The sequence below is a fragment of the Enterococcus sp. 2201sp1_2201st1_C11_2201SCRN_220225 genome (genome assembly GCF_040925905.1).
Classification (GTDB): Bacteria; Bacillota; Bacilli; order Lactobacillales; family Enterococcaceae; genus Enterococcus_C; species Enterococcus_C asini_A.
Window position 1 is genome coordinate 1 of sequence record NZ_JBCOJC010000025.1, and the last position, 21,747, is coordinate 21,747.

Here is a 21,747-nt window from a genome sequence, read left to right on the forward strand (position 1 = left end):
TTTGATTTGAATACGAGAAAAAAGTGTTGGCAGAAAATCGGCTTCGATTTTCCACCAACACGAAATATTATAGAACCAAAAATGCCGCCTCCGGTTAAAGGAGGCGGCATTTTTGTGATTTCTCAATCATTTGCCGGCTATCTTGGCTTTCGCTATACTGAATGTATATTAGAAAATCGAGGGGATATTATGAAAGAAATTTTGGAGACTTTTAATGAACGGAAAGCCGATTTAGTACAAGCGATTTTTGAGCATTTGGCCATTTCTTTAAGCGCGTTGTTAATTGCCATTGTTATTGCCGTTCCCTGTGCGATTTTATTAAGCAAGCGTCAGAAAATTGCCGAAGTGGTTTTGCAATTTACCAGTGTTTTACAAACGATTCCCTCACTGGCGCTGTTAGGTTTGCTGATTCCTTTTGTCGGGATTGGCACTACTCCAGCGTTAATTGCTTTGGTAATTTATGCGCTGTTGCCGATTTTTCAAAATACTTATATCGGATTGTCGGAGATTGATCCGTCTATTGAAGAAGCGGCAGAGGCCTTTGGTATGTCACGCCTGCGAAAATTGATCAAAGTAGAAGTGCCCATGGCCATGCCCATGATTATATCTGGTATTCGCACCGCCTTAGTCTTGATTATTGGGACGGCTACTTTGGCGGCATTAATCGGTGCTGGCGGCTTAGGAACCTTTATTCTTTTAGGCATTGATCGCAATGATCCCAGCTTAACTTTGATTGGGGCGATTTGCTCGGCACTGTTGGCTTTAGTTTTTAGTGGCTTGATTCGTTTTTTGCAACGCCGCAGTTGGAAAGTCAGCTTAATAGCTTTAGCTGTGATTTTTCTAGGAATTGGTGGGGTCTACGTTGCTCAAAAGAAGGCATTGACGAAAGAAACGGTAACCATTGCCGGAAAATTAGGCTCAGAGCCGGATATTTTAATCAATATGTACAAAGAAGTCATTGAAGCGGAAGATGACCAAGTGACGGTGGTTTTAAAACCAAATTTTGGGAAGACGAGCTTTTTGTTTAGCGCATTAGAAAATGAACAAATTGATATTTACCCTGAATTTACGGGGACGGTATTGGAGAGTCTAGTGGAAGTGCCAAAAGAAAAAGACCAAATTCATTCTCCTGAAGAGACTTATCAGTTGGCCAATCAGCTTTTAGACGAGCAGTTTGAAATGGAGCTATTGGAACCCATGGCTTATCAAAATACTTATGCTGTGGCGATGAAGCGAGAAAAAGCAGACGAATTAGGGATTCGTAAAATTTCTGATTTAGTAGCCCATCAGTCGGATTTACGGGCCGGCTTTACTTTGGAATTTATCGATCGCAGTGATGGCTATAAGGGGATGCAGGAAAAATATGGTTTGGAACTCGCTTTGGTGCAAAGCATGGAGCCAGCGTTACGGTATCAGGCGATTCAAACCGGGGATGTGGAAGTGATCGATGCTTATTCCACAGATAGTGAGATCAAGCAATACGACTTAGTCACCTTGGAAGATGATCGCCAACTCTTTCCACCATATCAAGGAGCCCCGTTATTGTCAGCAAATTTTTCCAAAGAGCACCCAGAAATCATCAAAGCCTTGAATCGTTTAGCAGGAAAAATTACCGAAGAACAGATGATTGAGATGAATTATTTGGTTAATGTGGAAAAACAACAGCCGGCTGAGGTAGCCCATAATTTCTTAGTACAAGAAAAAATCATTGAGGAGGGAAACTAGATGACCGCGATTATCGAATTTAAACAAGTCACGAAGCGTTTTGAAAGTGCAACGGTCTTAAAAGATTTAAACATCACCATTGAACAAGGCGAAATCTTTGTCATCGTAGGTCCCTCTGGTAGTGGCAAAACGACTTCTTTAAAGATGATTAATGGTTTAATCGAGCCTACTGAGGGGAATATTTATTTTAAGAATAAACGGATTAAAGATTACAATTTGCAAAAACTGCGCTGGCAAATGGGCTATGTGCTTCAGCAAATTGCTTTATTTCCCACCATGTCGGTGAAAGAAAATATCGAAGTCATTCCTGAAATGCTCGGTTGGAAAAAAGTGCGTCGGGAAAAGCGAGTGGATGAGTTGTTAAGAGAAGTAGATTTGGAGCCGGAACAATACCGCAATCGAATGCCTGGTGAACTTTCAGGAGGACAGCAACAGCGGATTGGAATTATCCGCGCTTTAGCAGCGGAGCCGGATATTATGCTGATGGATGAACCCTTTAGCGCCTTGGACCCGATTTCTCGCACCAGTTTGCAGGATTTGGTTTTGACTTTACATGAAAAACTGGGCAATACGATTGTTTTTGTGACCCACAATATGAAAGAAGCGTTAAAGTTGGGAGACCGAATTGCGGTCATGCAAGCTGGTCAAATTGTTCAATGTGATACGCCAGAAGTTATTCGCAATCAGCCCAAAGACGATTTTGTCCGTGCTTTTTTTGATGAAGCCCAAAATGGATATGGACAAGTTAAGCTAGCAGCTATTTATGAAGGTGGTTTTTTTCAAAGTGCTTCTGAAAAAGACTTGCCTGAAATCCGTTTGGATACTAGTTTGTCTCAGTTGTTTCCCTTGTTAGCCGAGTATCCGGCTGTGCAGTTAAAAGATAGCGAAGAAAAAATCCTAGGTAAAGTCACTCAGTCAGATATTTTCCGCTTTTTAAGTCAGGAGGAGAACGAATGAAATATGATGTGATTGTGATTGGTAGTGGACCGGGAGGCATGGCTGCGGCTTATGGCCTACAGGAAAAGGGACAAAACGTGGCGGTGATTGAAGATTATTTATGGGGAGGCACGTGTCCCAACTATGGCTGTGATCCTAAAAAAATCTTAATGAGCGCAGTAGAAGCAAAAGCCAAAGTCGCTGCTTTACAGGAAAAAGGGCTAACTGGATTGCCGACTGTTAACTGGGAAGCGTTAATGGACTTTAAAAAAAGCTACACAGATCAAATTCCCCAAAGACAAAAGGGAAGTTTAGCTGAAGCTGGGATTGCAACTTATGAAGGGCAGGCAAGTTTTGTTTCTCCCCATGAGATTCAAGTAGGAGAACAAGTGCTTTTTGCAAAACGTTTTTTAATCGCTACCGGCCAAAGAGCAAGACCGTTGCCAATTTCAGGTCAAGAGCATTTAGGCACCAGTACAGATTTTCTAGCGCTAGCTCATTTGCCTAAAAAAATTGCCTTTGTAGGGGCTGGTTACATCTCAATTGAGCTAGCTACTATCGCCCACGCAGCAGGAGCAGAAGTGCATGTGATTCATCACAATGATCAGCCATTAAAGGGCTTTGACAAAGAAATGGTGGCAGCGTTAATTGCCCATCTACAAGCGCTGGGGATTATTTTCCATTTTGATGTCTCTTTAACAGAAATAAAAAAAGCAGAAGGCTATCACTTAATCGCGCCAGATTTTGATTTAACCGTGGATTTGGTAATCGGGGCCACCGGTCGCCAACCAAATATCGAAAGTCTTCATTTGGAACAAGCTCAAGTGGCCTATGAAAAACGCGGTATTTTAGTAAACGAATATTTACAAACGAGTCAAGAACACATCTATGCCTGTGGCGATGTGGTGGCCAAAGACGTACCTAAATTAACGCCTGTAGCTAGCTTTGAAGCAAGTTATGTAGTGGCGACTATGACGAACAAAGCTGCAAAACCTATAAACTACCCCATACTTCCCACAGTGGTTTTCGGAGATTATCGATTGGCGCGAATTGGCTTAAGTGAGGCAGAATTGGCAAAAAATCCAGGGCTTTATCACAGTCAAGTTTTGGATTTAAGCAGTTGGTATACTTATTTTCGGATTAATGATCAAGGAGCTAAATTAAAATTGGTTTATGATCAAAGCGATCATTTAGTGGCGGTAACTTGTTTTAGTAGTCTGGCAGATGAGTTGATGAATTATTTAGTGTTGATTTTAAATAAAAAAATTACGAAGACAGAGATTGAGAAATATATCTTTGCTTATCCGGGGTTGGCCAATGATTTGGGATATTTGTTATAGAAAACTTGCCGGAGTAAATACTCCGGTTTTTTCTATACTCAAAATCAATACTAGTCTCTCAACTAAATGCTTATTATACTAAAATGACTGTTAACTTAGAATTTAGCATTTAGCATTGTAATAAAGACTTTTGATAACTGTGATTTAGGCTATGACCAGAACCTTTGCTAGTAAGATTAGTTATTAGTTATACTCTTTAGGAAAAAGAGTGAAGGATTTGCTCCTACGTATATAAAAACGTCCCGAACACCATGTCCGGGACGTTTTTACCATTGTAAATTCAAGAGTTCCATTGTTTCGTGGTAGGCAGTCTCAATCCGCTGTTGTTTTTCAATAGGGACTGAATTGGCGTATTTGGCGCCGGTCAGATAGTCTTCTGCTAAAAAGACTTGATAGTCGTAGGACTGGTAGGTAACCCCCGCTATTTCATAAGTCCGGCCTTCAATCGGTTCTCTAGAAACCCACGTAGGATGGGGGAGGATGTTGGAAATGGTAGTTTCGTTGTCAGTTTTGGTTAGCTCCAATTCCATCAATACGCCTCGCTCGGTCCAATAATCTCCCAAGGTTTCATAACGTTGGTTAGATAAGAGGTTGCCCATGGAGTAGATGATGAATTTCTTTTGTCCGTCTTTTTCAATGATTTCCGTGGGCTCAGGCACATGGGGATGACCACCAAAAATCACATCTGCGCCTAAATCAATCATTTGTCGGTAATTGTCTTGTTGCTGCTGAGTGGGGGCTAAGGCATATTCCACCCCATCTTGAGGCATGACTACCGTGATGTCCGCTATTTTTTCTGCTGCTTGAATTTCGGCAGCCACTTTTTCCATATTTAAATCTTTCAAATAATAGTTATAGTCTTCTGGACTAATGGTGGCTTCAATCCCATTAAAGCCGTAAGCATAGGCCAAAAAAGCAATCTTAATGCCATTTTTCTCTTTCACCAAAATATCACTGTCATCAATCTTCACTCCAATGGTGTCCAGACCTTGCTCGTGGAAACTTTGGGTTGTGGAGATGAGGCCATCGATACCAGTATCTAAGATGTGATTATGAGCCAAATCAATCACGTCAAAGCCAGCATTTTTATAGCAGGACACTAAATCAACCGGTGCGTTAAAGCAGGCATAGCCACTTAAGGCTCGATTTGGATTGATGGTTCCTTCAAAATCCCCTAAAGCAAAATCGGCTTTTTCCAGAATGGGTTTGATTTGCTCAAAGTCATTATCGAAATCAAAACGACTACCATCATAGGCGCTTTCGTAAGTGATATCGTGGTAGAGCATATCCCCACTGGCAGTCAGCGTGACTTTTTGCGGCTGTTTGGGAGCGGTTTGTGGCAGTTGCGTGGGTGGTTCTTTTTCAGAGCGCTTTGATTTTGCGGTTGTTTTAGGCTGTGAGTTGTTGCTTTTAGTAGCTTTTGAATAGAAGCTACCAAAACAAATCAGGGCAAAACTTAATGGCACCAAAATGACCATCGCAATAAAGAGTAACGGTTTTTTTCGCTTGTGTTTTGGATGCATGGGCTCCTCCTACATTTGTGAAAACCTTTTCTTCTATTCTAGGGGAAATCTTTAGGAAAAGATAGTTGAATTTGTAAAATAAAAAAGGAAGTCAGCTTTATTTCTGACTTCCTTTTTTCCATTGGTTATTTCGTGAGGCGTAAGTGTTCGGCAAATTGATCCAAATTTTGTCGATTGGTCAATTGACGATTGCACTTGTCGCTGTCGATACAAATGTAATTGCCTCGCTTGGTATAAGTCCCTTCACTACCGGTTTTGGTGGTGGCCATAAATAACGCCACATTGTCCTCGTGATGACAAAGGGTACAGATGTTTTTCTTCACTTCACTGGGGATGTTGCCACTGAGGCCAGTTAAGCGACCATTGGCGTAAAATAGCAAATACTTTTTCTGACTACCTGGGTCATTCCAACCGATATACGTGTGTTCTCTCAGATCCAGTTGGTCTAAATCCGGCTGTTTTAGCTTTTTGACTTTACGAAAGGCTTTTTCGATTTGTTTAGCGCTGGGCTTCTCAAAGGGAATGACGAAAGCTTTGAAGTCTTCAAAATAATTTTCAGCTTTGGCCTTAGTGAGACGAGGATTTAGTATGAAAGCAATTAAGTCTTCCATGGCCGGGTCTTCGATGGGAACTGCGGTGCGGATTTTTTCCACGGCCAGGGCTTGGACAGTTGCTACGGTAGTTCTGTCATTTACCGATTGATAAGTATTGATAAGATTATGGACGATTTGGCGCAAGGCCATATACTGATCTGGGTGGATAGTTGGGTTTAGCATATTGTTGGATTCCTTTCTTCAAACCACTGATACGAAGAAGAATCCGTATCAGACTAACAGACAACAGCCACCGCTTTAGAAGATAGGTCGTTCACCTTCAATCACCTCCTTGTAAATTCTTAAGTATCATATCACGTTTAAGGCTAGATGCAAGGGGATTGTTTTGTTTTTGAAAAAGTTTCAATTATTTTCATGGAAAGTGTTTTTTTCCTGTCGATGATTTTTTGCAGTGCATCTGGTTTTTTCTCTTTGAACAAGGTATGCTTACTAACGAAGGAGTGAAAGTCATGTTTGATGTGGAGCGCGTTCAGTCGCTAAATGAGTTGGAAATGGTAGTCTATCGTTATATTATGGAGCATTTTGAGAACTTGGGACATTTGACTATTCGAGAACTGGCAGAAGTTGCCCATGTCTCTACTTCCACTATTTTACGCACGTTAAGCAAACTAGGCTTTGCCGGTTTTTCGGAATTTAAATACTTTTTAAAAGAAGAACAATTAAAAAAACAGCAGTCCTATGACTATTTTTATGATGCCACAGTGCAAGTCAACACCTTCTTGAAAAAGCTTAACGATGAAAGTTATCAGACTCTTTTGGCCCCTGCTGTGGAGATGATTTTAAACAGCCGTCATATTATTTTTACAGGTCTTGGCACGAGTGGGATGTTAGGAGCCTATGGTAGTCGTTATTTTTCTAACTTGGAGTTAAATGCGTATTCTTTATCGGATCCTTTTGCACCGATTCCCCCTAGAGGCTTGGAAAATACTTTGGTGATTTTGTTGTCGGTTTCCGGTGAAACGGATCGGATGATTGAACAATTGCGAGACTTTAAACGTTATGGCGCTAAAACTTTAAGCATTACCAACAATGAAAATTCCACCATTGCCCGTATGGCAGATTACAATATTTCTTATTATATGCCAGAAGTCGGAAGCCCCAGAGAAGCTCATTTGAATCTGACTACTCAAGTGCCAGGTAGTGGCATTAATCGAAATTTTAGCCCAACAAGTGGCCAAACAACTCTAAAACAAACAGCCAAATTGTTTGTTTTTTTGTTTGGAACATGTTTCTAAACCCCGTACAGCTATCGCAATGTTATCGGTTACAAGTTATGATAAAGGTGTCAATTGGTCCGGCCGGCCAGATGCACCTTTTTTTAGTTTTCCTGCAATTATCTAAGAATGAAAAGGAGAAAAAAACTATGAATCAGTGGATTAATGAAAAACTTTTGCCGCCGGTATTAAAATTTGTTAACACTAAAGCCATCACCGCTTTGCGAAATGGGATGCTTTACACCATGCCCTTTACCATTGTGGGTTCAATTTTCTTGCTTTTAGCCAACTTTCCTGTAGAAGGCGTTAGCAAGTGGGTGACTGACAGTGGCCTTGCGGAATATTTCAATGAAGCCTTTGGAGCATCCTTTGCTATTATGGCGATTTTCGCAGTAGTCAGGATTGCTTACTCTTATGTAAAAGACGATGGTTATGAAGGCTTGCCAGCTGGGATGATTGCCTTAGTGGTCTTCTTATTAACCCAACGTTCTAATGTGACGGATGCTGAGTCTGGGGTTACGATTGGCAATGTCATTAACAAAACTTGGACAGGCGGTCAAGGGATGATCGCAGCTATTTTAGTTGGTTTGTTTGTGGGCTGGGCCTATGTCTGGTTTTTACGCCGGGATATTCGGATCAAATTACCAGAACAAGTCCCAACCAATGTAGCTAACTCCTTTACTGCTTTGATTCCGGCGGCGGTCATCATCATCGTAGCTTTAATCATTTATGCAGTCTTTGATGCGTTATTAAATACCACAGTGGTAGAATGGATTTACAAAGTGATTCAAAGCCCAATGCAAGGAGTGACGGATTCTCTTGGTGGCGCGATTATGATTGGCTTCTTAGTACCATTCTTATGGTTCTTTGGGGTTCACGGTTCTACTATTGTGGGCGGAATCATGGGGCCTATCTTGCAAGCCAATTCTTTGGAAAACTCCGATATTATCAATGCCGGCAAAGAATTGACCATTGCCAATGGCGGACACATTGTGACACAACAATTCATGGATCAATTCACCACAGTAACCGGTGCGGGGATGACCATTGGGATTGTGATTTACATGGTCTTATTGGCTCGTTCTGCTCAATACAAACAATTAGGGCGTTTGTCCTTAGTACCAGCACTCTTTAATATCAATGAACCGATTATCTTTGCTACACCAATCGTAATGAACCCAATTATGGCCTTACCATTTATCTTGACACCAGTTGTTTCTTCCATTGTGACTTACTTTGCCTTATACACTGGCTTAGTGCCATTGTTTACCGCAGTGCAAGTGCCTTGGACGACACCGCCGATTATTTCCGGATTCTTAGTAGGAGGCTGGCGCACCGCGTTGTTACAAGCAGTGGTTTTAGGCATCGGATTCTTACTGTACTTGCCATTTATCCGCAAAGCTGACCAATTAAACTATTTGGAAGAAACTGGTAAAACGCCGGAACAAGCGGCAGAAGCTATGGAAACAGCAACAAAATAGCCCGTTCACCTCTTAGGTAACGAGTTTGGAAGGATGGAAGAAGTGATGACTATTTTACGAAATGACTTTTTATGGGGCGGCGCAGTTGCCGCCCATCAATTGGAAGGGGGCTGGCAAGAAGGCGGCAAAGGGGTTAGTGTAGCCGATGTGATGACCAAAGGAGCCCATGGGCAACCACGACAAATAACCGACGGCGTTCAACCTGGTTACCATTACCCCAATCATCATGCCATTGACTTTTACCACCGTTACAAAGAAGATGTGGCTTTGTTTGCTGAATTAGGCATTAATTGTTTCCGGACTTCCATTGCCTGGAGTCGGATTTTTCCCAAAGGAGACGAATTAGAGCCTAACGAAGAAGGGTTGAAGTTTTACGACGATCTCTTTGCCGATTGTCAAAAAAATGGGATTGAACTAGCCATTACATTATCCCACTTTGAAATGCCTTATCATCTCGTAACGGAGTACGGCGGCTGGCGCAATCGGAAAACCATTGAATTCTTCTTGCGCTTTGCTAGAGTCTGTTTTAATCGCTATAAAGGGGTCGTGAAGTATTGGATGACCTTTAATGAGATTAACAATCAGGCGAATTACCAAGAAGATTTTGCTCCCTTTACCAACTCTGGCTTGAAATATGAACCAGGAGAAGATCGGGAAGCCATCATGTACCAAGCAGCTCATTATGAACTGGTTGCTTCTGCAAAAGCAGTAGCACTGTGTCATCAAATTGATCCCGATGCTAAAATTGGTTGTATGATTGCCATGGTGCCGATTTATCCTTATTCCTGTAGCCCAGATGATATGATGGCGGCAACGACTGCTATGCATCGTCGCTATTGGTTTACCGATGCGCATTGTAAAGGTCATTACCCTAATTACATGAATCGCTATTTTGAGCGTAGTAAGATTGATTTGGATATTACCAAAGAAGATTTAATGGATTTACGAGAAGGAACCGTCGATTACATCGGCTTTAGTTACTACATGTCCTTCGTGGTCAATGGGAAAGACAAAGCGCCGGTCTATGATTATGATGAAGCCCAAGACTTGGTGAAAAATCCTTACGTGCCTGCTTCTGACTGGGGCTGGCAAATTGATCCTACTGGCTTGCGTTATTCTCTAAACTGGTTTGCCGATCGGTATGATTTGCCGTTGTTCATCGTGGAAAATGGTTTTGGGGCTGTAGATGAAGTGGATGAGGAAGGTAAGATTCATGACCAATACCGCATTGACTACTTGAAAGCTCACTTAGCTGCGATGAAAGATGCAGTGAATTACGACGGAGTAGATGTGATTGGCTATACACCTTGGGGCTTTATTGATTTAGTATCTGCCGGCACTGGGGAAATGAAAAAACGCTACGGCATGATCTATGTAGACTTAGACGATTACCTACAAGGCAGTGGTGATCGTAGCAAAAAAGACTCCTTTAGTTGGTATCAAAAAGTGATTGAAAGCAACGGAGAACAGTTATAAATGAATGAAAACAATCCGCCTGGAGCAATTCCTCTAGGCGGATTGTTTTTTATCAAAAAAAGAGTGATCCTAAAAGATCACTCAAGAATGCGGCCGAGAAGACTCGAACTTCCACGGTATTGCTACCACTAGCGCCTGAAGCTAGCGCGTCTGCCAATTCCGCCACGACCGCAAAGCTGTAAGATTAGGATAACGGAAGCTTTAAAATTTTGCAAGGAATAGCCAGTGGGATTCTTTTAGTCACAGCTTGGCAAGAAAAAATTATTTTTATTTACCCTAGACAAATAGGCGGGCAGATAGGTAGAATGAAGTATTGAATTCATTTAAGAAATTGAGATTGATAAAGGAGTGAGCTCGTGAAGGAAAAGGAAATTTATACAAAAAGAGCCAAGACTTGGAATTTTTTCCTGATTATTTTAACGATAATTACCACATTGATTAACCTAATAGGAATCCCCGGGACTTTAAATCCCCAGCGCTCGGCTTATGATACCTATGAAAAAGCTGGTTTAGATGCAGATAAAATGTTTCAACACGCCAATACTTTGCCTGTAAAACTGGTCTTTGTCATTGGCTTAGTCTTGTCCATTGGTTTATTGATAAGTTATTTCCAAGCCAATAAAAAATTGAAAAATAAGGAACTACCTACAAAAGCACCTTATTTAATTCTGATTGGTTGGCAAGCTGTCAATCTGCTTTTTAATGCTTTTTACAATCCCACTGGAATGAATTTAGTAGCTAGCAACGGCATTCTTTCGGTAGTGACCATGTATTTGATTGCCTGCATTCCGCCTTTTGTGGTGTATTATAATTTGAAACAAGCAGAAAAAGGCCAAGTAAAATTGTACTGATTGTTGACTGGCGGTGTTTAGGAGCTTTCTTAAGAAGGCTTCTTTTTTTGCTTCAAAATTTCTAATTTCAAATAATTTGAGGAAATTGTGCTTTTTGTAACAAATGTGGTTGCATTTTTTTGAAAAATCCGTAAAGTAGGTAGCGTGTTATTTTAGAGAGGAGCAATTATATGTTTTCACCTGCAGAAATTGTTGATATTAGTATCGACAACGGCATCAAAAAGATTCAAAAACCTTTGTTGGCAAAATTAATTTTAGGCTTTATCGGCGGTGCGATGATTTCATTAGGCTATTTAGCTTATATTCGGGTTTCCGCCTCCATCCCTGAAAGTCTAGCCAGTGTCCAAGCTTTTGTGGGAGCCAGTGTTTTCCCTATTGGTTTGATTGTCATTTTAATGGCTGGCGGAGAATTGATTACTGGCAATATGATGGCGGTCAGTATCGCTTTTATGGACAAAAAAATCAGCTTCAAAGACTTGCTGATTAACTTTTTGACCATTACTTTGGCTAATTTGGTAGGAGCGTTATTTGTCGCTTATTTCTTCGGTCATTTAGTCGGTCTAACTCATAGCGGAGTCTACATGGAGCAATTGCTTAGCTTAGCCCACCATAAGACAGAAGCTACGTGGCTACAAGCGATTTTCTCTGGTATCGGCTGTAACTGGTTTGTGGGATTAGGTTTGTGGTTGTGCTATGGGGCGAAAGATGGTGCTGGTAAGATTATGGGTATCTGGTTTCCCGTGATGGTCTTTGTAGCCATCGGTTTTCAGCATAGTGTGGCCAATTGTTTTGTGATTCCCGCTGCAATTTTCGAAGGCCAAGGAACGTGGCTTGAATTTCTCCACAACTTTGTTTTTGTTTACTTAGGCAATATTATCGGTGGAGCAATTTTTGTTTCTGGATTTTATTATGCAAGTTACAAACATCATTAAGCATTTTTTGTGAAGCCGGGGCAGTTGCTCTGGCTTTTTTGTAAAGTTCAATTATCAGATTTTTCAATCAATAATATCTTTTTGGAGGTTAGCTATAGTATAATTTTATAAAAAGGAGTGATGGAATGATTCGAGTAGCGATTGTGGGGTATGGGAATTTAGGCCGCGGGGTGGAATTGGCCTTGAAACAAAGCACGGATATGAGATTAGTGGGAATTTTCACTCGTCGTTTGCCAGAACAAGTGAAGACGAAAGGTGCCAAAGCTTATGCCATGGAAGAATTACGAGGAAAAAAAGAGGAGATTGATGTTTGTATTTTATGTGGCGGCTCAGCCACGGATTTACCCGAACAGACACCAGATTTAACCAAAGATTTTAATACAGTGGACAGTTTTGATACCCATGCAAAAATTCCTGAGCACTTTGAGAAAGTGGATCAAGTGGCGAAAGCTAGTCAAACGGTCTCAGTGATTTCAACTGGCTGGGATCCGGGACTTTTCAGTTTAAATCGATTGTATGCCCAAAGTATTTTGCCACAAGGGGAAAGCTATACTTTTTGGGGAAAAGGAGTCAGTCAAGGTCATTCCGATGCTTTGCGCCGGATTCCCGGTGTGGCAGATGCCACCCAGTATACGATTCCCAATCGTGAAGTAATTGCAGCGTTAAAAGAAGGACAGGAATTAGCGTTGACTACCCGAGACAAGCATTTCCGTCAATGTTTTGTGGTTTTAGAAGATGAGGCAGATGAGGAAAAGGTACGCCAAGCAATCATCACCATGCCTAATTATTTTGCCGATTACGATACGGAAGTCAATTTTATTTCCCAAAAAGAATTGGATAAAGAACACAAAGCTATGCCCCATGGCGGTACGGTTTTGCATAGAGGAAAAACTGGACCGCAGACTCAGCAAGTGATCGAGTACACCTTGGATTTGGACAGCAATCCAGAATTCACCGCCAGTGTCTTAGTGGCTTACGCTAGAGCCTGCGCTCGTTTAGCCAAAGAAGGTCAATCTGGTGCTTTTACTGTTTTAGATATTGCGCCGAAGTATTTGTCGCCACTAGCAGATAGTACTTTGCGAAAGGATTTGCTATAAGAAAGCGATTACTCCAAGAATCATTAGGAATGTGGTATCCTTAAGAAAAGGAGGGGATTTACATGAATGACGCCTATCATCGGATACTTATTGCCATTGATGGCTCACGTTTGTCAGAAAAAGCCTTTGATGAAGCGGTACGGATTGCGGTCAGTAACCACGCGAGCCTGACCTTAATTGCCATTGTTAATGATGCGGAACTTGCTACTAGTGCTTTTGCCTTTTCCAAACTTTTTGCTCAAGAAAAAGAACGGGCAGAAACGGAAATGTTGAAAAAAATTCAAGCTGCCACAGAAACTGGTGTAGAGGATGTCCAAGCCTTTGTAGAAGTAGGCAATCCGAAACAAATTATCGTGAAGTATGCTGCGGATAATGCGGTGGACCTTTTGGTGATTGGTGCCACAGGTAAAGGAGCCATTACCCAATCCTTAGTGGGTTCCACCACTAGCTATGTGGTAAATCATGCCCCTTGCAATGTGTTGGTGGTCCGTTAGTTTTTTAGTTGTAAATGCTAAGACAGCCTTAAACTGGAGTTCTAACCAGTTAAGGCTGTCTTTTTTTAATTGCCGAATTCTGATAGTAAAAGAACACAGTCGAATCCGCTTTTCTATTTTTAATTAATCAGCCGAATCTTTAAGATATTCGGATTTTCCGAAAGAGAGAGAAGCAAGTTTTTTTCTGAAAGGCCGCGAGGGACAGTTAGAGTATAGATGACAGAGTATGTGCGAAAACTCTCCTGAGGCAAGCGTTTGATTTCAAAGTCCATATCTTCGACTTTAATCTGATGCTCCTCTAAGTAATCTTGAATAAAGTCATTGGAAGCATCCCAGTCTTCCATTTCTACTAATAGACGCCGGGTGCGAGGCAAGGGCATCAAGTGACTGACAAAGGTCAAAGCGCCTAAGACACAGACCCAACTGATTAAAGCCAAAGCGTAAAAGCCCATTCCCGTAGCAATTCCCACGGCGGCAATGGCCCAAACAGAAGCAGCCGTCGTTAAACCAGTGACGGAATCTTTATTTACGATAATTGTACCTGCGCCAAGGAACCCAATGCCACTGACAATCTGGGCAATTAAGCGGGCGTTATCAGCACTCATAACGCCAATCATTTTAGGATTATCCAAAGCAAAAGTGATAGAAGACCAAGAGATTTCCATTTGAATCATGGCGATTAAGGCGGCTCCAAGACAGACTAAAATATGAGTTTTCATTCCGGCGGGTCGTTTTTTAAACTCTCGCTCATAACCGACAGCGCCTCCCATGACCACTGCCATGACCAAACGCAATACGATTTCCCCTACATGTAGATGGTATTCTTCCATGCTACTCCCTCCTCTTCTTTTGTTTACTCGCTCTTATTACCATAGTAGCAAACCCAGAGGTATTAGGAAAGTTTCAGCTTAAATTGAAAAAAGCCACCATTTTATGACTTAAGGAGTCACAGAATGGCGGTTTTTTTCGTTAAGCACTAATTCTAATAAAGAAAAAATCATCCCCGTAAATAAGGCTGCGGTAAAGGGAATGGCAACTGCGGTATCAAAGAGTGAGGTAAAGATCATGATCATCGTGGTAAAAGCGGTATCCACAATGATAAAGCGCAGTTTATCAGCAGGCTTATGCGATTTTAAGTAACGTTTTTCTAAAACGGTAAACCAAGGCGTAAAAGGCAGACTTAAAAGTAAAGTCACAAAGACGAAGGTGATGAGACTGGTACGGCTGGTATAAGTTGCACCAAAGAGATTTAATAAAGCAGCTCCAAAAACCGCTAGAATCAAAGTGAGTACCCCTGTCCCTAAAAAAGCTAACAAGATAGTAGCCAATGGGGGACGTTTAGATGGTTGTGGCAACGAGAACATCCTCTTTTCTATAAAAACTGCTTCTATTATAACAAACTAATACTAAAGGACAAGAAAGTAGGCAGGTTAAATAAAGCGTAATTTATTCTTTTTATTGTGATAAAGATCTCGCAAAGTATAAAACAAATAAGGCAATTCTTCATCAGGCGTCACAATATTCCACAGCAAATGAGGAATTTCTGGAAAATCTTGAGAAAAAGAAGCAATGGAGGTAATCACCAAGTCGTATTCTTTTGCTTGATTGGCCATAAAAACTTCAATTTGAACAAAATAAATCGAGCTTAAAACTAAGTCTAGTTTATCGTAAAGAATACTATTAGGCTCAATGGCAATGGCGACTTTCAGCTTAGTCCAGCTCATTTTTTGAACATAGTAAGGTTGTAAAATATGCCCGAAACTCTTTTCCAACGTAGGAAAGTATGCTCGATAGGTTAAAAATGAGGGGGTCTTATCACTGCGAAAGAAGCTGCGAATTTCTTCTTCATAGTGGACGCTAGCGGGATTTTGCCGATTTTCTTGCACCAAAAAATAATGGAGGTTAGGGAAACTGCCTTGAAAAACCCAAATCCCCGCAGCGGCTTGGAGCATATTTACTTGTAAGGTTGCCCGCAGGTGACTAGGAATTTTCTCTTGGAAAATTTTGGTTTCAAAATACGTTAAGAAGGCTTCCACTAAAGCTTGCAAAGTGGGGAGCTTTTTAGCTAAAACCAAATGATGGTTACAAGGGAGTTTGCTTTCTCCAGACACAAACAAAGGACTGGTCAAACTGCTTAACAACAGACTAGCCGATTCGTTAGTAATGAATTCTGGAGGAATCAGCTTGTTATTTTGACATAAGGAAAGATCATATAAAGGATTAGCCTCTAGTAGTTGCTGGGCGCGATGTTCTTTCTGGTGATAATGCCCATGTTTTAAGCGAAAATGTTGAATAATCAGCATTAAGCGATACATTTTTTCAGTAACATAGTGCTGTTCATCGGGAATATGGGCAAGGAGTTTTGGTAGGAGATTTTCTTCGATTACATAAGGTTCAAAAATTGCCGTCTCTCCTTGCGTTCCCATCCAAAATAAGTAAAAAAGTGATTGGCGGAGCAACAGTTCATCAGAAGCGGTTAAAACCCCAGCGCTTAGGTTTAAATGAATGTCGTACTGCTTCAAATAATTTTGTAAAGGTCGAATGTTTCGGCTTAAAGTGGAAAAACTGATGTAATGCTGGGCGAGAAAATCTTCCACGTCGCTTTTTTCTTCTTTTAATAACCAGAGTAAAAATTGAAAAGGCACGGATTGATTTTTTAATAGCTGGCTACGAAAAGCGGTTAAGGAGATGGTGATTTTTTGAATCTCAAGTTGCTTGCCTTGGGTAAATAAGGTTGCTTGGTGAGAATCGAGATTTTCAATGATTTCACCAATTCGCTCCAATGTGTATTTTACTTTGGCATAGGTAAATCCAGTGAGTTCAGCTAATTGGCGATGAGAATAGCTGCGTTTTGGCAGTTTGGAAATTTTTTCATAGAGCTGGTAGTAGTCTAATTGATTTTTAGTAAACATGATTTGTTCGTAACGCATCGTCATCCCTCCTTAGCCTTTTTATTTATTATACCAATCTTTTTTCCAAGGAAGAAAAACCTAGTCTGAAAATAATAAAGAAACACCAAAGGAAAGATTAAGAAAAGCAAAAGAGCGTGCTGATGTCTAGTGGAGATTTTGTTATTTAAGTCTTGATGGTTTTGAATGATTATTGAAAGTTTTCAGTGGGTTTGCATTGTCTTCATATAGGTGACAAGACAGTTTTATTTTTTGGTCGTTTTTTTTCTAATTCATGAAAGTTCATAAATATAGAAATAATTGGGGAATTCCATTATAAAGTTGATGTGAAGCGCAATGCTGCGATTCAATAGTCAAATTTATAAACAATATTTTAGATTTAAGAACATCCTTTACGTAAAGTAGTGATAGAAAAAAGAGGAGCGGAGAATTGAAACAAATGAAAAATTCAAAACTAATTTCAACTGTAGTAGCTGTTTTGGGAGTTGTACTTGTTGGTGTAGGTTTTTATAACTTGCATTCTTATATTAATGCTGAGGCGGCAGTGGATCAAAAGTTTGTTGCAAATTTACTGATTGATAACAGTGAATATGAAAATTTAACCAAAGAAAAGATTGTTGAACTGACGAAAGCCGAAGAAGTAGGCGAGGTTTTGGATGTTGAAATTCCCGATGATAGCTTCTTAGATTCTTTAAAACCGGGAATTTATTCGGCAAAAATCAATTTACAATTGCCTTACAATCAAAAAATTCAACGGATTGTGGCGGTTAATGTGCGAGACACGGTTTCTCCGGTTATTGAAAGTGATGAAACCATCAAACTTACTCAAGGGGAAGACTTCCCATTGGACAAAGTTACAGTAACCGATCAAGCACCAAAAACTTTAGACTCAGAAGCCCTTAAAGTCAGTGGCTTTGATAAAGAAAAAGTCGGGGAACAAAAGGTGCAATTAACAGCAACCGACCTATCTGGTAATCAAACAACGAAAGAAGTCACTGTTCAAGTAGCTGCAAAACCAGAAAAACAAACTACAGCTTCAACTGAAGAAGCCACTCCAGCAGAAACTCAAGCTGAAACAGCCGAAGCAATAGTTGAACCAATAACAGAAGAAAAAAGTGAAGAAGGTAGCACCGAGGCAGAATCAACTGCCGCAACAGAAGTTCCCAATAGCGCAACTTCTGCTACAAACAATGCTAGTGACCAAGGGAAAACTCAAATTAGCGAGGCAACTCCTGCCCCAACTACACCAGCTCCTGTAGAAACTTCTGTCTTACGTTTTGCTGGTAGCACGGTGCCCTTTATCCCATCTGGTGGCGCATCGGCAGCTCCTGGTAGCGGCGCCGGGACATGGATGGGCAGTGGCAGTGTAACAGATGGCGCACCCACTCACTTTATCGGTCATAACCCAGGCGATTTTTCCGGTGTTATGGGATTGTCTGTCGGATCAGCGATTACGGTAGTCGATAGTAGTGGCAACAGTCGCACCTATACAGTTTATGAAGTGATTGACGTGAATGACGATGGGTATAATGCCAATAATCCTAGCGATGACGTTTTCCCTCGTATGCTTTACGCCGGCGGGGAACGGATTAGTTTGCAAACTTGTATCAATGATAGTGTGAACCGCTGTGTCTTAGCTAGTTAAAATTCAGATGACTAAACAGGCTGTGACAATAGTTGGGTCACCGTCCTACGAACCGAACAATACCAAACGTGAGACGCAAGCAAAAGGAGGGTATCTTCCATTAAAAATCATTGGAAGATACCCTTCTTTTCATTGCTAAAAATCTTAAACGCTGCCTAACCTTGATTTCATCAAGCTAAGGCAGCGTAATTCGCTTTTTCTCTTTTCACGTATGGTAATGTTCTCTCTTCGGACTAAGACACAAAAATTGTCACTATTTTTTATCATCCGAATCTTTTTTATCAATAAAAATTAAATGTTCGTTGTTTATCATTTAGGGAATACTTATGTCACGGTCCCTTTCTATACTTACGAATCTTAGCTACGAATCTTTTGTCCTTCTTCAAAAGCAATTTTTTTCTCTTGGTAATGTTTCAGTTTGTTCTTTAAGTGTGCTTGATTGTCCAACAGTAAAGTGAGTTGTTCTTCTAAGGCAGCGCATTGGGCTTGTAACATCCCCACCAAAGCGTCGTAGTCTTGGGTCTCGTCTTCATAATAGAAGAATTGTTGAATTTGCTGAATGGTCATCCCGGTATGTTTAAAACAATTAATTGCGTGAATCCGGTTTAAATGTTGGGTCTCGTAAGCTCGTTGTTGTCCTTTTCGAGGCACGTCTTTTAAAAGGCCAACGTCTTCATAATAGCGTAACGTAGACATGGGCAACTGAAATTGCTCACTGACTTGGCGAATGGTGTAAGTGGTTTGGTCTGGGGTCATTTTTTGTCTCCTTTTTTGGTAATTTTTCTTTACTTCAAGTGTACTTGAAGTGCTATAGTGAGTAAAGTAAGAAAGCGATTTACAAATCGCTCTTTCACAAAAGGAGGAATTGAACATGTACCGTGCGCAAGAAAATCGCTATGACAAAATGCGCTATCGTTATGTAGGGCAGTCCGGTCTGCGTTTGCCGGAGATTTCATTAGGATTTTGGCATAACTTTGGGGATGTGGACAAAGTGGCTACTCAAAAAGAAATTGTTTATGCTGCGTTTGACAATGGCATTACCCACTTTGATTTGGCCAATAATTATGGGCCTCCAGCAGGATCGGCAGAACTGAACTTTGGCAAAATTTTGCGAGAAGGACTAGGCGCTTATCGAGATGAAATCATCATCTCTTCTAAAGCGGGTTACTATATGTGGCCGGGGCCATATGGTGAATGGGGTTCGAAAAAGAATTTGATTGCCAGCTGTGACCAAAGCTTGAAACGTTTAGGCTTGGACTATGTGGATATTTTCTATCATCACCGTCCAGATCCCAACACCCCACTAGTGGAAACCGCCCATACCTTAGATCTTTTAGTACGCCAAGGAAAGGCTTTGTATGTGGGGGTTTCAAATTATACGCCAGAACAAACGGCGGAAATCAGCAAGTACTTTAAAGAATGGCATACCCCTTTTATCATTCATCAACCGAAGTACAATATGTTTGAACGAGGAATTGAACAGGGCTTAACCGATGTCTTGGCCCAAGAAGGCTTAGGCGCAATTGTCTTTAGCCCGCTAGCTCAAGGCCTGTTAACTGGTCGTTACTTAAATGGAATTCCTGAAGACTCTCGGGCTCACCGCAGTGATAGTCCCTTCTTATCAGAAGATCGGGTGGAAGAGACCATTGACAAAGTTCGTCAGTTAAATGAAGTGGCCAAAGACCGGGGCCAAACTTTAGCGGAAATGGCTTTGGCTTGGAACTTACGCCAACCAACTGTGGCCAGTGTTTTAATCGGTGCTTCTCGAGTTAGTCAATTGGAAGATAATTTAAAAGCGTTAAATAATTTGGATTTTGCCGATGAAGAATTGGTGAAGATTGATAGTATTTTAGGAAAATAAGAAAAGCGCCTCACTCTAATTAAAAGAGTGGGGCGTAATTTTTAGTCGGTACTTTTTTCACTGCTATCGTACCAGAGTTCTTCTGGAGTATAGCGATCTTTTTCGTTTAAAAGCAAGCTGCCGTCAGCAAGGATTTCGCTAGTAGTCCCTAGCCAACTTTGACGACTTTGGGCGAAAAGTAAGCCTCTTTTGCCCTGAGATTGACTTTCGAAAGCCGCAGCTTGATCTTGGGCTAAATGGGAGCGTAAGTAACGGGTGTCTCCGTTGTCAAAGGTGAGAATCAAAAAAATTGCCGTAACGGCTACCTTGACGAGTTTCGGAACGGGGCCTTCAGGGTAAATCTTTGGTGTGGCTTCCATGGTAGTTCCTCCTTTTGAAAAGAGAGCAGCGAAAAAAGATGGTTTGGAATTTCCCAACAACTTGTCTGCCGAAATATGAAAATAGCGACTGAGTTGTAGCAAGGTATCCAAGTCTGGGTAGCTTTTGCTGTTTTCCCATTTGGATACTGCTTGAGGAGTTACGTGGAGAAATTCTGCTAGCTCTTTTTGAGAGATCTTTTTTGCTTCTCGCAGTTCTTTTATTTTTGGACCAACTTCTACCATTATGATACCCTCCCGTTGAAAAAAGGGGCAAGCAACCCCTCGTTGAATCCACTAAATCTATGCTCAACCATTCGTTGAGTTCCATTTTATCATGGATTATCCTTAAAAAACAAAAAAGCCAGGACGAAAATCGTCCTGACTTACTGACTTTTAAGTGTTATTTTTCTTTGGTTTCGACAATCTGATTATTTAAATCAGTGCGGACTACTAAGACATCACAGGTGGCGTTACGAATAACGTATTCGGAAACCGAACCGATAAAGAGGCGTTCCACCGCGTTTAAACCAGTGGCACCTAACATGATTAAATCCACATCGTGTTCTTGAGGGATTTGTTTGGCAATGATTGGTTTTGGTGTGCCGTATTCGATAACGGTGGTTACATCGTGACATTCTTCTTTTTTCGCATAGTCTACATAGTCTTGCAGGGTTTGTTTAGCCATTTCGGTGGCTTGTTCTGCTAACATACCGTCAAATGAGGAAACAGTTTGGAAAGCTCGGGTGTCGATGACGTGGGCAATGATCAGCTTCCCTTGATTTCGTTTGGCTACATTGACCGCCTTTTTAAATGCGAGTTCCGCTTCGCTAGAGCCATCTACAGCCACTAGAATTGTTTTGTATTGTTGCAACATGTTCTATCACTCCTTTTAGTTATCCTTCTATACTTTTATTGTAGACCACTTTGGCGAAAAAGCAAAAAATTACTCACGGGGAGCGGTCATTTTTTTCGAAAGACGAAAACTAAAGAACAATGTCAATACCATAACCACTAGTAAATAGGCATAAATCAACATTTTAATTTTTAAGACAATCACCGGGATACCAACGAGTGCGGCTAGTAAATACAGGATACCAAAGGAATTGAGAAAGCTGCGATTTTCGGTGGATTCGCCGATTAAAGGTAAGAACCACTGGGGCTTTTTCAATAAACTAAAGCCAATTAAGGCGAGTAAAAGCGCAAATAAAACAACAAAAAAGGTGAGCATGGGATTTCCTCCTAGACAGTTTCTGCTCTCATTGTATCAAAGTTCTGATAGAAAGGGGACTT

General features: G+C 41.0%; 20 protein-coding genes, 1 tRNA gene and 1 pseudogene. 12 read left to right on the forward strand and 10 right to left on the reverse strand.

All coding sequences use genetic code 11. From position 1 onward, the window contains the following. The first annotated feature begins 189 nt into the window (after nt 1-189). Genes AB5754_RS07995 through AB5754_RS08005 form a run of 3 tightly spaced genes read left to right on the forward strand, consistent with a single transcriptional unit; the run spans nt 190 to nt 4,001 of the window. Nucleotides 190-1,725, forward strand: a complete 1,536-nt coding sequence (locus tag AB5754_RS07995; RefSeq protein WP_368252229.1) for an ABC transporter permease/substrate-binding protein — start codon at nt 190-192, stop codon at nt 1,723-1,725. Beyond that, nucleotides 1,726-2,682: an ABC transporter ATP-binding protein gene (locus AB5754_RS08000; RefSeq protein ID WP_368252217.1), complete on the forward strand. Its 957-nt coding sequence runs from the start codon at nt 1,726-1,728 to the stop codon at nt 2,680-2,682. Then, nucleotides 2,679-4,001: an NAD(P)/FAD-dependent oxidoreductase gene (locus tag AB5754_RS08005; RefSeq protein ID WP_368252219.1), complete on the forward strand. Its 1,323-nt coding sequence runs from the start codon at nt 2,679-2,681 to the stop codon at nt 3,999-4,001. Before AB5754_RS08000 ends, AB5754_RS08005 begins: the two co-directional genes overlap by 4 nt. Nucleotides 4,002-4,267: 266 nt before the next feature. Here the strand turns inward: AB5754_RS08005 and AB5754_RS08010 are convergent, their stop codons facing one another. Together AB5754_RS08010 and AB5754_RS08015 are read right to left on the reverse strand one after the other, a co-directional pair. Then, a complete protein-coding gene (locus tag AB5754_RS08010) occupies nt 4,268-5,524 on the reverse strand; it encodes a CapA family protein (protein WP_368252220.1) in 1,257 nt (418 codons plus the stop codon). A 125-nt stretch (nt 5,525-5,649) separates the two neighbouring features. Further along, nucleotides 5,650-6,300, reverse strand: coding sequence for a FusB/FusC family EF-G-binding protein (locus AB5754_RS08015; RefSeq protein ID WP_368252221.1), 651 nt, complete (start codon nt 6,298-6,300; stop codon nt 5,650-5,652). Between the two features lie 287 nt (nt 6,301-6,587). Here AB5754_RS08015 and AB5754_RS08020 point away from each other — a divergent pair. From AB5754_RS08020 to AB5754_RS08030, 3 genes and pseudogenes are all read left to right on the forward strand, one after another. Further along, a pseudogene (locus tag AB5754_RS08020) lies at nt 6,588-7,326 on the forward strand (MurR/RpiR family transcriptional regulator). A 175-nt stretch (nt 7,327-7,501) separates the two neighbouring features. Continuing rightward, the gene (locus AB5754_RS08025) at nt 7,502-8,833 is read left to right on the forward strand and encodes a PTS sugar transporter subunit IIC (protein ID WP_368252222.1); all 1,332 of its coding nucleotides are present in this window, start codon (nt 7,502-7,504) and stop codon (nt 8,831-8,833) included. A gap of 45 nt (nt 8,834-8,878) precedes the next feature. After that, entirely contained in the window at nt 8,879-10,309 is a 1,431-nt protein-coding gene (locus tag AB5754_RS08030) for a 6-phospho-beta-glucosidase (RefSeq protein WP_368252230.1), read from the forward strand. An 88-nt stretch (nt 10,310-10,397) separates the two neighbouring features. On the opposite strand, the gene AB5754_RS08035 is transcribed toward AB5754_RS08030, so the two are convergent. After that, nucleotides 10,398-10,481, reverse strand: a tRNA-Leu gene (locus tag AB5754_RS08035). 184 nt (nt 10,482-10,665) lie between these two features. Between AB5754_RS08035 and AB5754_RS08040 the strand changes: the two genes are divergently transcribed. The 4 genes from AB5754_RS08040 (at nt 10,666) to AB5754_RS08055 (ending at nt 13,683) form a co-directional block, all read left to right on the forward strand. Then, nucleotides 10,666-11,160 (forward strand): hypothetical protein, encoded by a 495-nt coding sequence (locus AB5754_RS08040; RefSeq protein ID WP_368252223.1) that lies wholly within the window; start codon nt 10,666-10,668, stop codon nt 11,158-11,160. Between the two features lie 170 nt (nt 11,161-11,330). After that, the gene (locus AB5754_RS08045) at nt 11,331-12,092 is read left to right on the forward strand and encodes a formate/nitrite transporter family protein (RefSeq protein WP_311833905.1); all 762 of its coding nucleotides are present in this window, start codon (nt 11,331-11,333) and stop codon (nt 12,090-12,092) included. A 125-nt stretch (nt 12,093-12,217) separates the two neighbouring features. After that, the gene (locus tag AB5754_RS08050; RefSeq protein ID WP_368252224.1) at nt 12,218-13,189 is read left to right on the forward strand and encodes a diaminopimelate dehydrogenase; all 972 of its coding nucleotides are present in this window, start codon (nt 12,218-12,220) and stop codon (nt 13,187-13,189) included. A 62-nt stretch (nt 13,190-13,251) separates the two neighbouring features. Next, the gene (locus tag AB5754_RS08055; protein ID WP_368252225.1) at nt 13,252-13,683 is read left to right on the forward strand and encodes a universal stress protein; all 432 of its coding nucleotides are present in this window, start codon (nt 13,252-13,254) and stop codon (nt 13,681-13,683) included. Between the two features lie 119 nt (nt 13,684-13,802). Here AB5754_RS08055 and AB5754_RS08060 read toward each other — a convergent pair whose 3' ends face one another. From AB5754_RS08060 to AB5754_RS08070, 3 genes are all read right to left on the reverse strand, one after another. Then, nucleotides 13,803-14,513, reverse strand: a complete 711-nt coding sequence (locus tag AB5754_RS08060) for an MgtC/SapB family protein (RefSeq protein WP_311833908.1) — start codon at nt 14,511-14,513, stop codon at nt 13,803-13,805. Nucleotides 14,514-14,621: 108 nt separating this feature from the next. Further along, nucleotides 14,622-15,038 carry a YrvL family regulatory protein gene (locus AB5754_RS08065; protein WP_368252227.1) on the reverse strand — a complete coding sequence of 139 codons (417 nt, stop codon included), beginning with the start codon at nt 15,036-15,038 and terminating at the stop codon, nt 14,622-14,624. Nucleotides 15,039-15,113: 75 nt separating this feature from the next. Further along, nucleotides 15,114-16,613, reverse strand: coding sequence for a helix-turn-helix domain-containing protein (locus tag AB5754_RS08070; RefSeq protein WP_368252228.1), 1,500 nt, complete (start codon nt 16,611-16,613; stop codon nt 15,114-15,116). A gap of 409 nt (nt 16,614-17,022) precedes the next feature. Between AB5754_RS08070 and AB5754_RS08075 the strand changes: the two genes are divergently transcribed. Next, nucleotides 17,023-18,237 (forward strand): hypothetical protein, encoded by a 1,215-nt coding sequence (locus AB5754_RS08075; RefSeq protein ID WP_368259542.1) that lies wholly within the window; start codon nt 17,023-17,025, stop codon nt 18,235-18,237. A gap of 357 nt (nt 18,238-18,594) precedes the next feature. Here AB5754_RS08075 and AB5754_RS08080 read toward each other — a convergent pair whose 3' ends face one another. Beyond that, entirely contained in the window at nt 18,595-18,993 is a 399-nt protein-coding gene (locus AB5754_RS08080; protein WP_368251610.1) for a MerR family transcriptional regulator, read from the reverse strand. 115 nt (nt 18,994-19,108) lie between these two features. Between AB5754_RS08080 and mgrA the strand changes: the two genes are divergently transcribed. Next, nucleotides 19,109-20,098, forward strand: coding sequence for an L-glyceraldehyde 3-phosphate reductase (mgrA, locus tag AB5754_RS08085; RefSeq protein ID WP_368251609.1), 990 nt, complete (start codon nt 19,109-19,111; stop codon nt 20,096-20,098). A gap of 41 nt (nt 20,099-20,139) precedes the next feature. Here mgrA and AB5754_RS08090 read toward each other — a convergent pair whose 3' ends face one another. The 3 genes from AB5754_RS08090 to AB5754_RS08100 all read right to left on the reverse strand — a co-directional run bounded on the left by AB5754_RS08090 (nt 20,140) and on the right by AB5754_RS08100 (nt 21,685). Then, nucleotides 20,140-20,700 (reverse strand): helix-turn-helix domain-containing protein, encoded by a 561-nt coding sequence (locus AB5754_RS08090; protein WP_368251608.1) that lies wholly within the window; start codon nt 20,698-20,700, stop codon nt 20,140-20,142. 157 nt (nt 20,701-20,857) lie between these two features. Further along, entirely contained in the window at nt 20,858-21,331 is a 474-nt protein-coding gene (locus AB5754_RS08095; protein ID WP_368251607.1) for a universal stress protein, read from the reverse strand. Between the two features lie 69 nt (nt 21,332-21,400). Beyond that, complete coding sequence (locus AB5754_RS08100; RefSeq protein ID WP_311833916.1) at nt 21,401-21,685, reverse strand: hypothetical protein; 285 nt, start codon at nt 21,683-21,685, stop codon at nt 21,401-21,403. Nucleotides 21,686-21,747 lie beyond the last annotated feature (62 nt).

Excerpts from the sequence above, each read along its gene's own strand:
- AB5754_RS07995 (WP_368252229.1), top strand. The coding sequence starts at position 190 with ATGAAAGAAATTTTGGAGACTTTTAATGAACGGAAAGCCGATTTAGTA.
- AB5754_RS08000 (WP_368252217.1), top strand. The coding sequence starts at position 1,726 with ATGACCGCGATTATCGAATTTAAACAAGTCACGAAGCGTTTTGAAAGT.
- AB5754_RS08005 (WP_368252219.1), top strand. The coding sequence starts at position 2,679 with ATGAAATATGATGTGATTGTGATTGGTAGTGGACCGGGAGGCATGGCT.
- AB5754_RS08010 (WP_368252220.1), bottom strand. The coding sequence starts at position 5,524 with ATGCATCCAAAACACAAGCGAAAAAAACCGTTACTCTTTATTGCGATG.
- AB5754_RS08015 (WP_368252221.1), bottom strand. The coding sequence starts at position 6,300 with ATGCTAAACCCAACTATCCACCCAGATCAGTATATGGCCTTGCGCCAA.
- AB5754_RS08025 (WP_368252222.1), top strand. The coding sequence starts at position 7,502 with ATGAATCAGTGGATTAATGAAAAACTTTTGCCGCCGGTATTAAAATTT.
- AB5754_RS08030 (WP_368252230.1), top strand. The coding sequence starts at position 8,879 with ATGACTATTTTACGAAATGACTTTTTATGGGGCGGCGCAGTTGCCGCC.
- AB5754_RS08045 (WP_311833905.1), top strand. The coding sequence starts at position 11,331 with ATGTTTTCACCTGCAGAAATTGTTGATATTAGTATCGACAACGGCATC.
- AB5754_RS08050 (WP_368252224.1), top strand. The coding sequence starts at position 12,218 with ATGATTCGAGTAGCGATTGTGGGGTATGGGAATTTAGGCCGCGGGGTG.
- AB5754_RS08055 (WP_368252225.1), top strand. The coding sequence starts at position 13,252 with ATGAATGACGCCTATCATCGGATACTTATTGCCATTGATGGCTCACGT.
- AB5754_RS08060 (WP_311833908.1), bottom strand. The coding sequence starts at position 14,513 with ATGGAAGAATACCATCTACATGTAGGGGAAATCGTATTGCGTTTGGTC.
- AB5754_RS08070 (WP_368252228.1), bottom strand. The coding sequence starts at position 16,613 with ATGCGTTACGAACAAATCATGTTTACTAAAAATCAATTAGACTACTAC.
- AB5754_RS08080 (WP_368251610.1), bottom strand. The coding sequence starts at position 18,993 with ATGACCCCAGACCAAACCACTTACACCATTCGCCAAGTCAGTGAGCAA.
- mgrA (WP_368251609.1), top strand. The coding sequence starts at position 19,109 with ATGTACCGTGCGCAAGAAAATCGCTATGACAAAATGCGCTATCGTTAT.
- AB5754_RS08090 (WP_368251608.1), bottom strand. The coding sequence starts at position 20,700 with ATGGTAGAAGTTGGTCCAAAAATAAAAGAACTGCGAGAAGCAAAAAAG.
- AB5754_RS08095 (WP_368251607.1), bottom strand. The coding sequence starts at position 21,331 with ATGTTGCAACAATACAAAACAATTCTAGTGGCTGTAGATGGCTCTAGC.
- AB5754_RS08100 (WP_311833916.1), bottom strand. The coding sequence starts at position 21,685 with ATGCTCACCTTTTTTGTTGTTTTATTTGCGCTTTTACTCGCCTTAATT.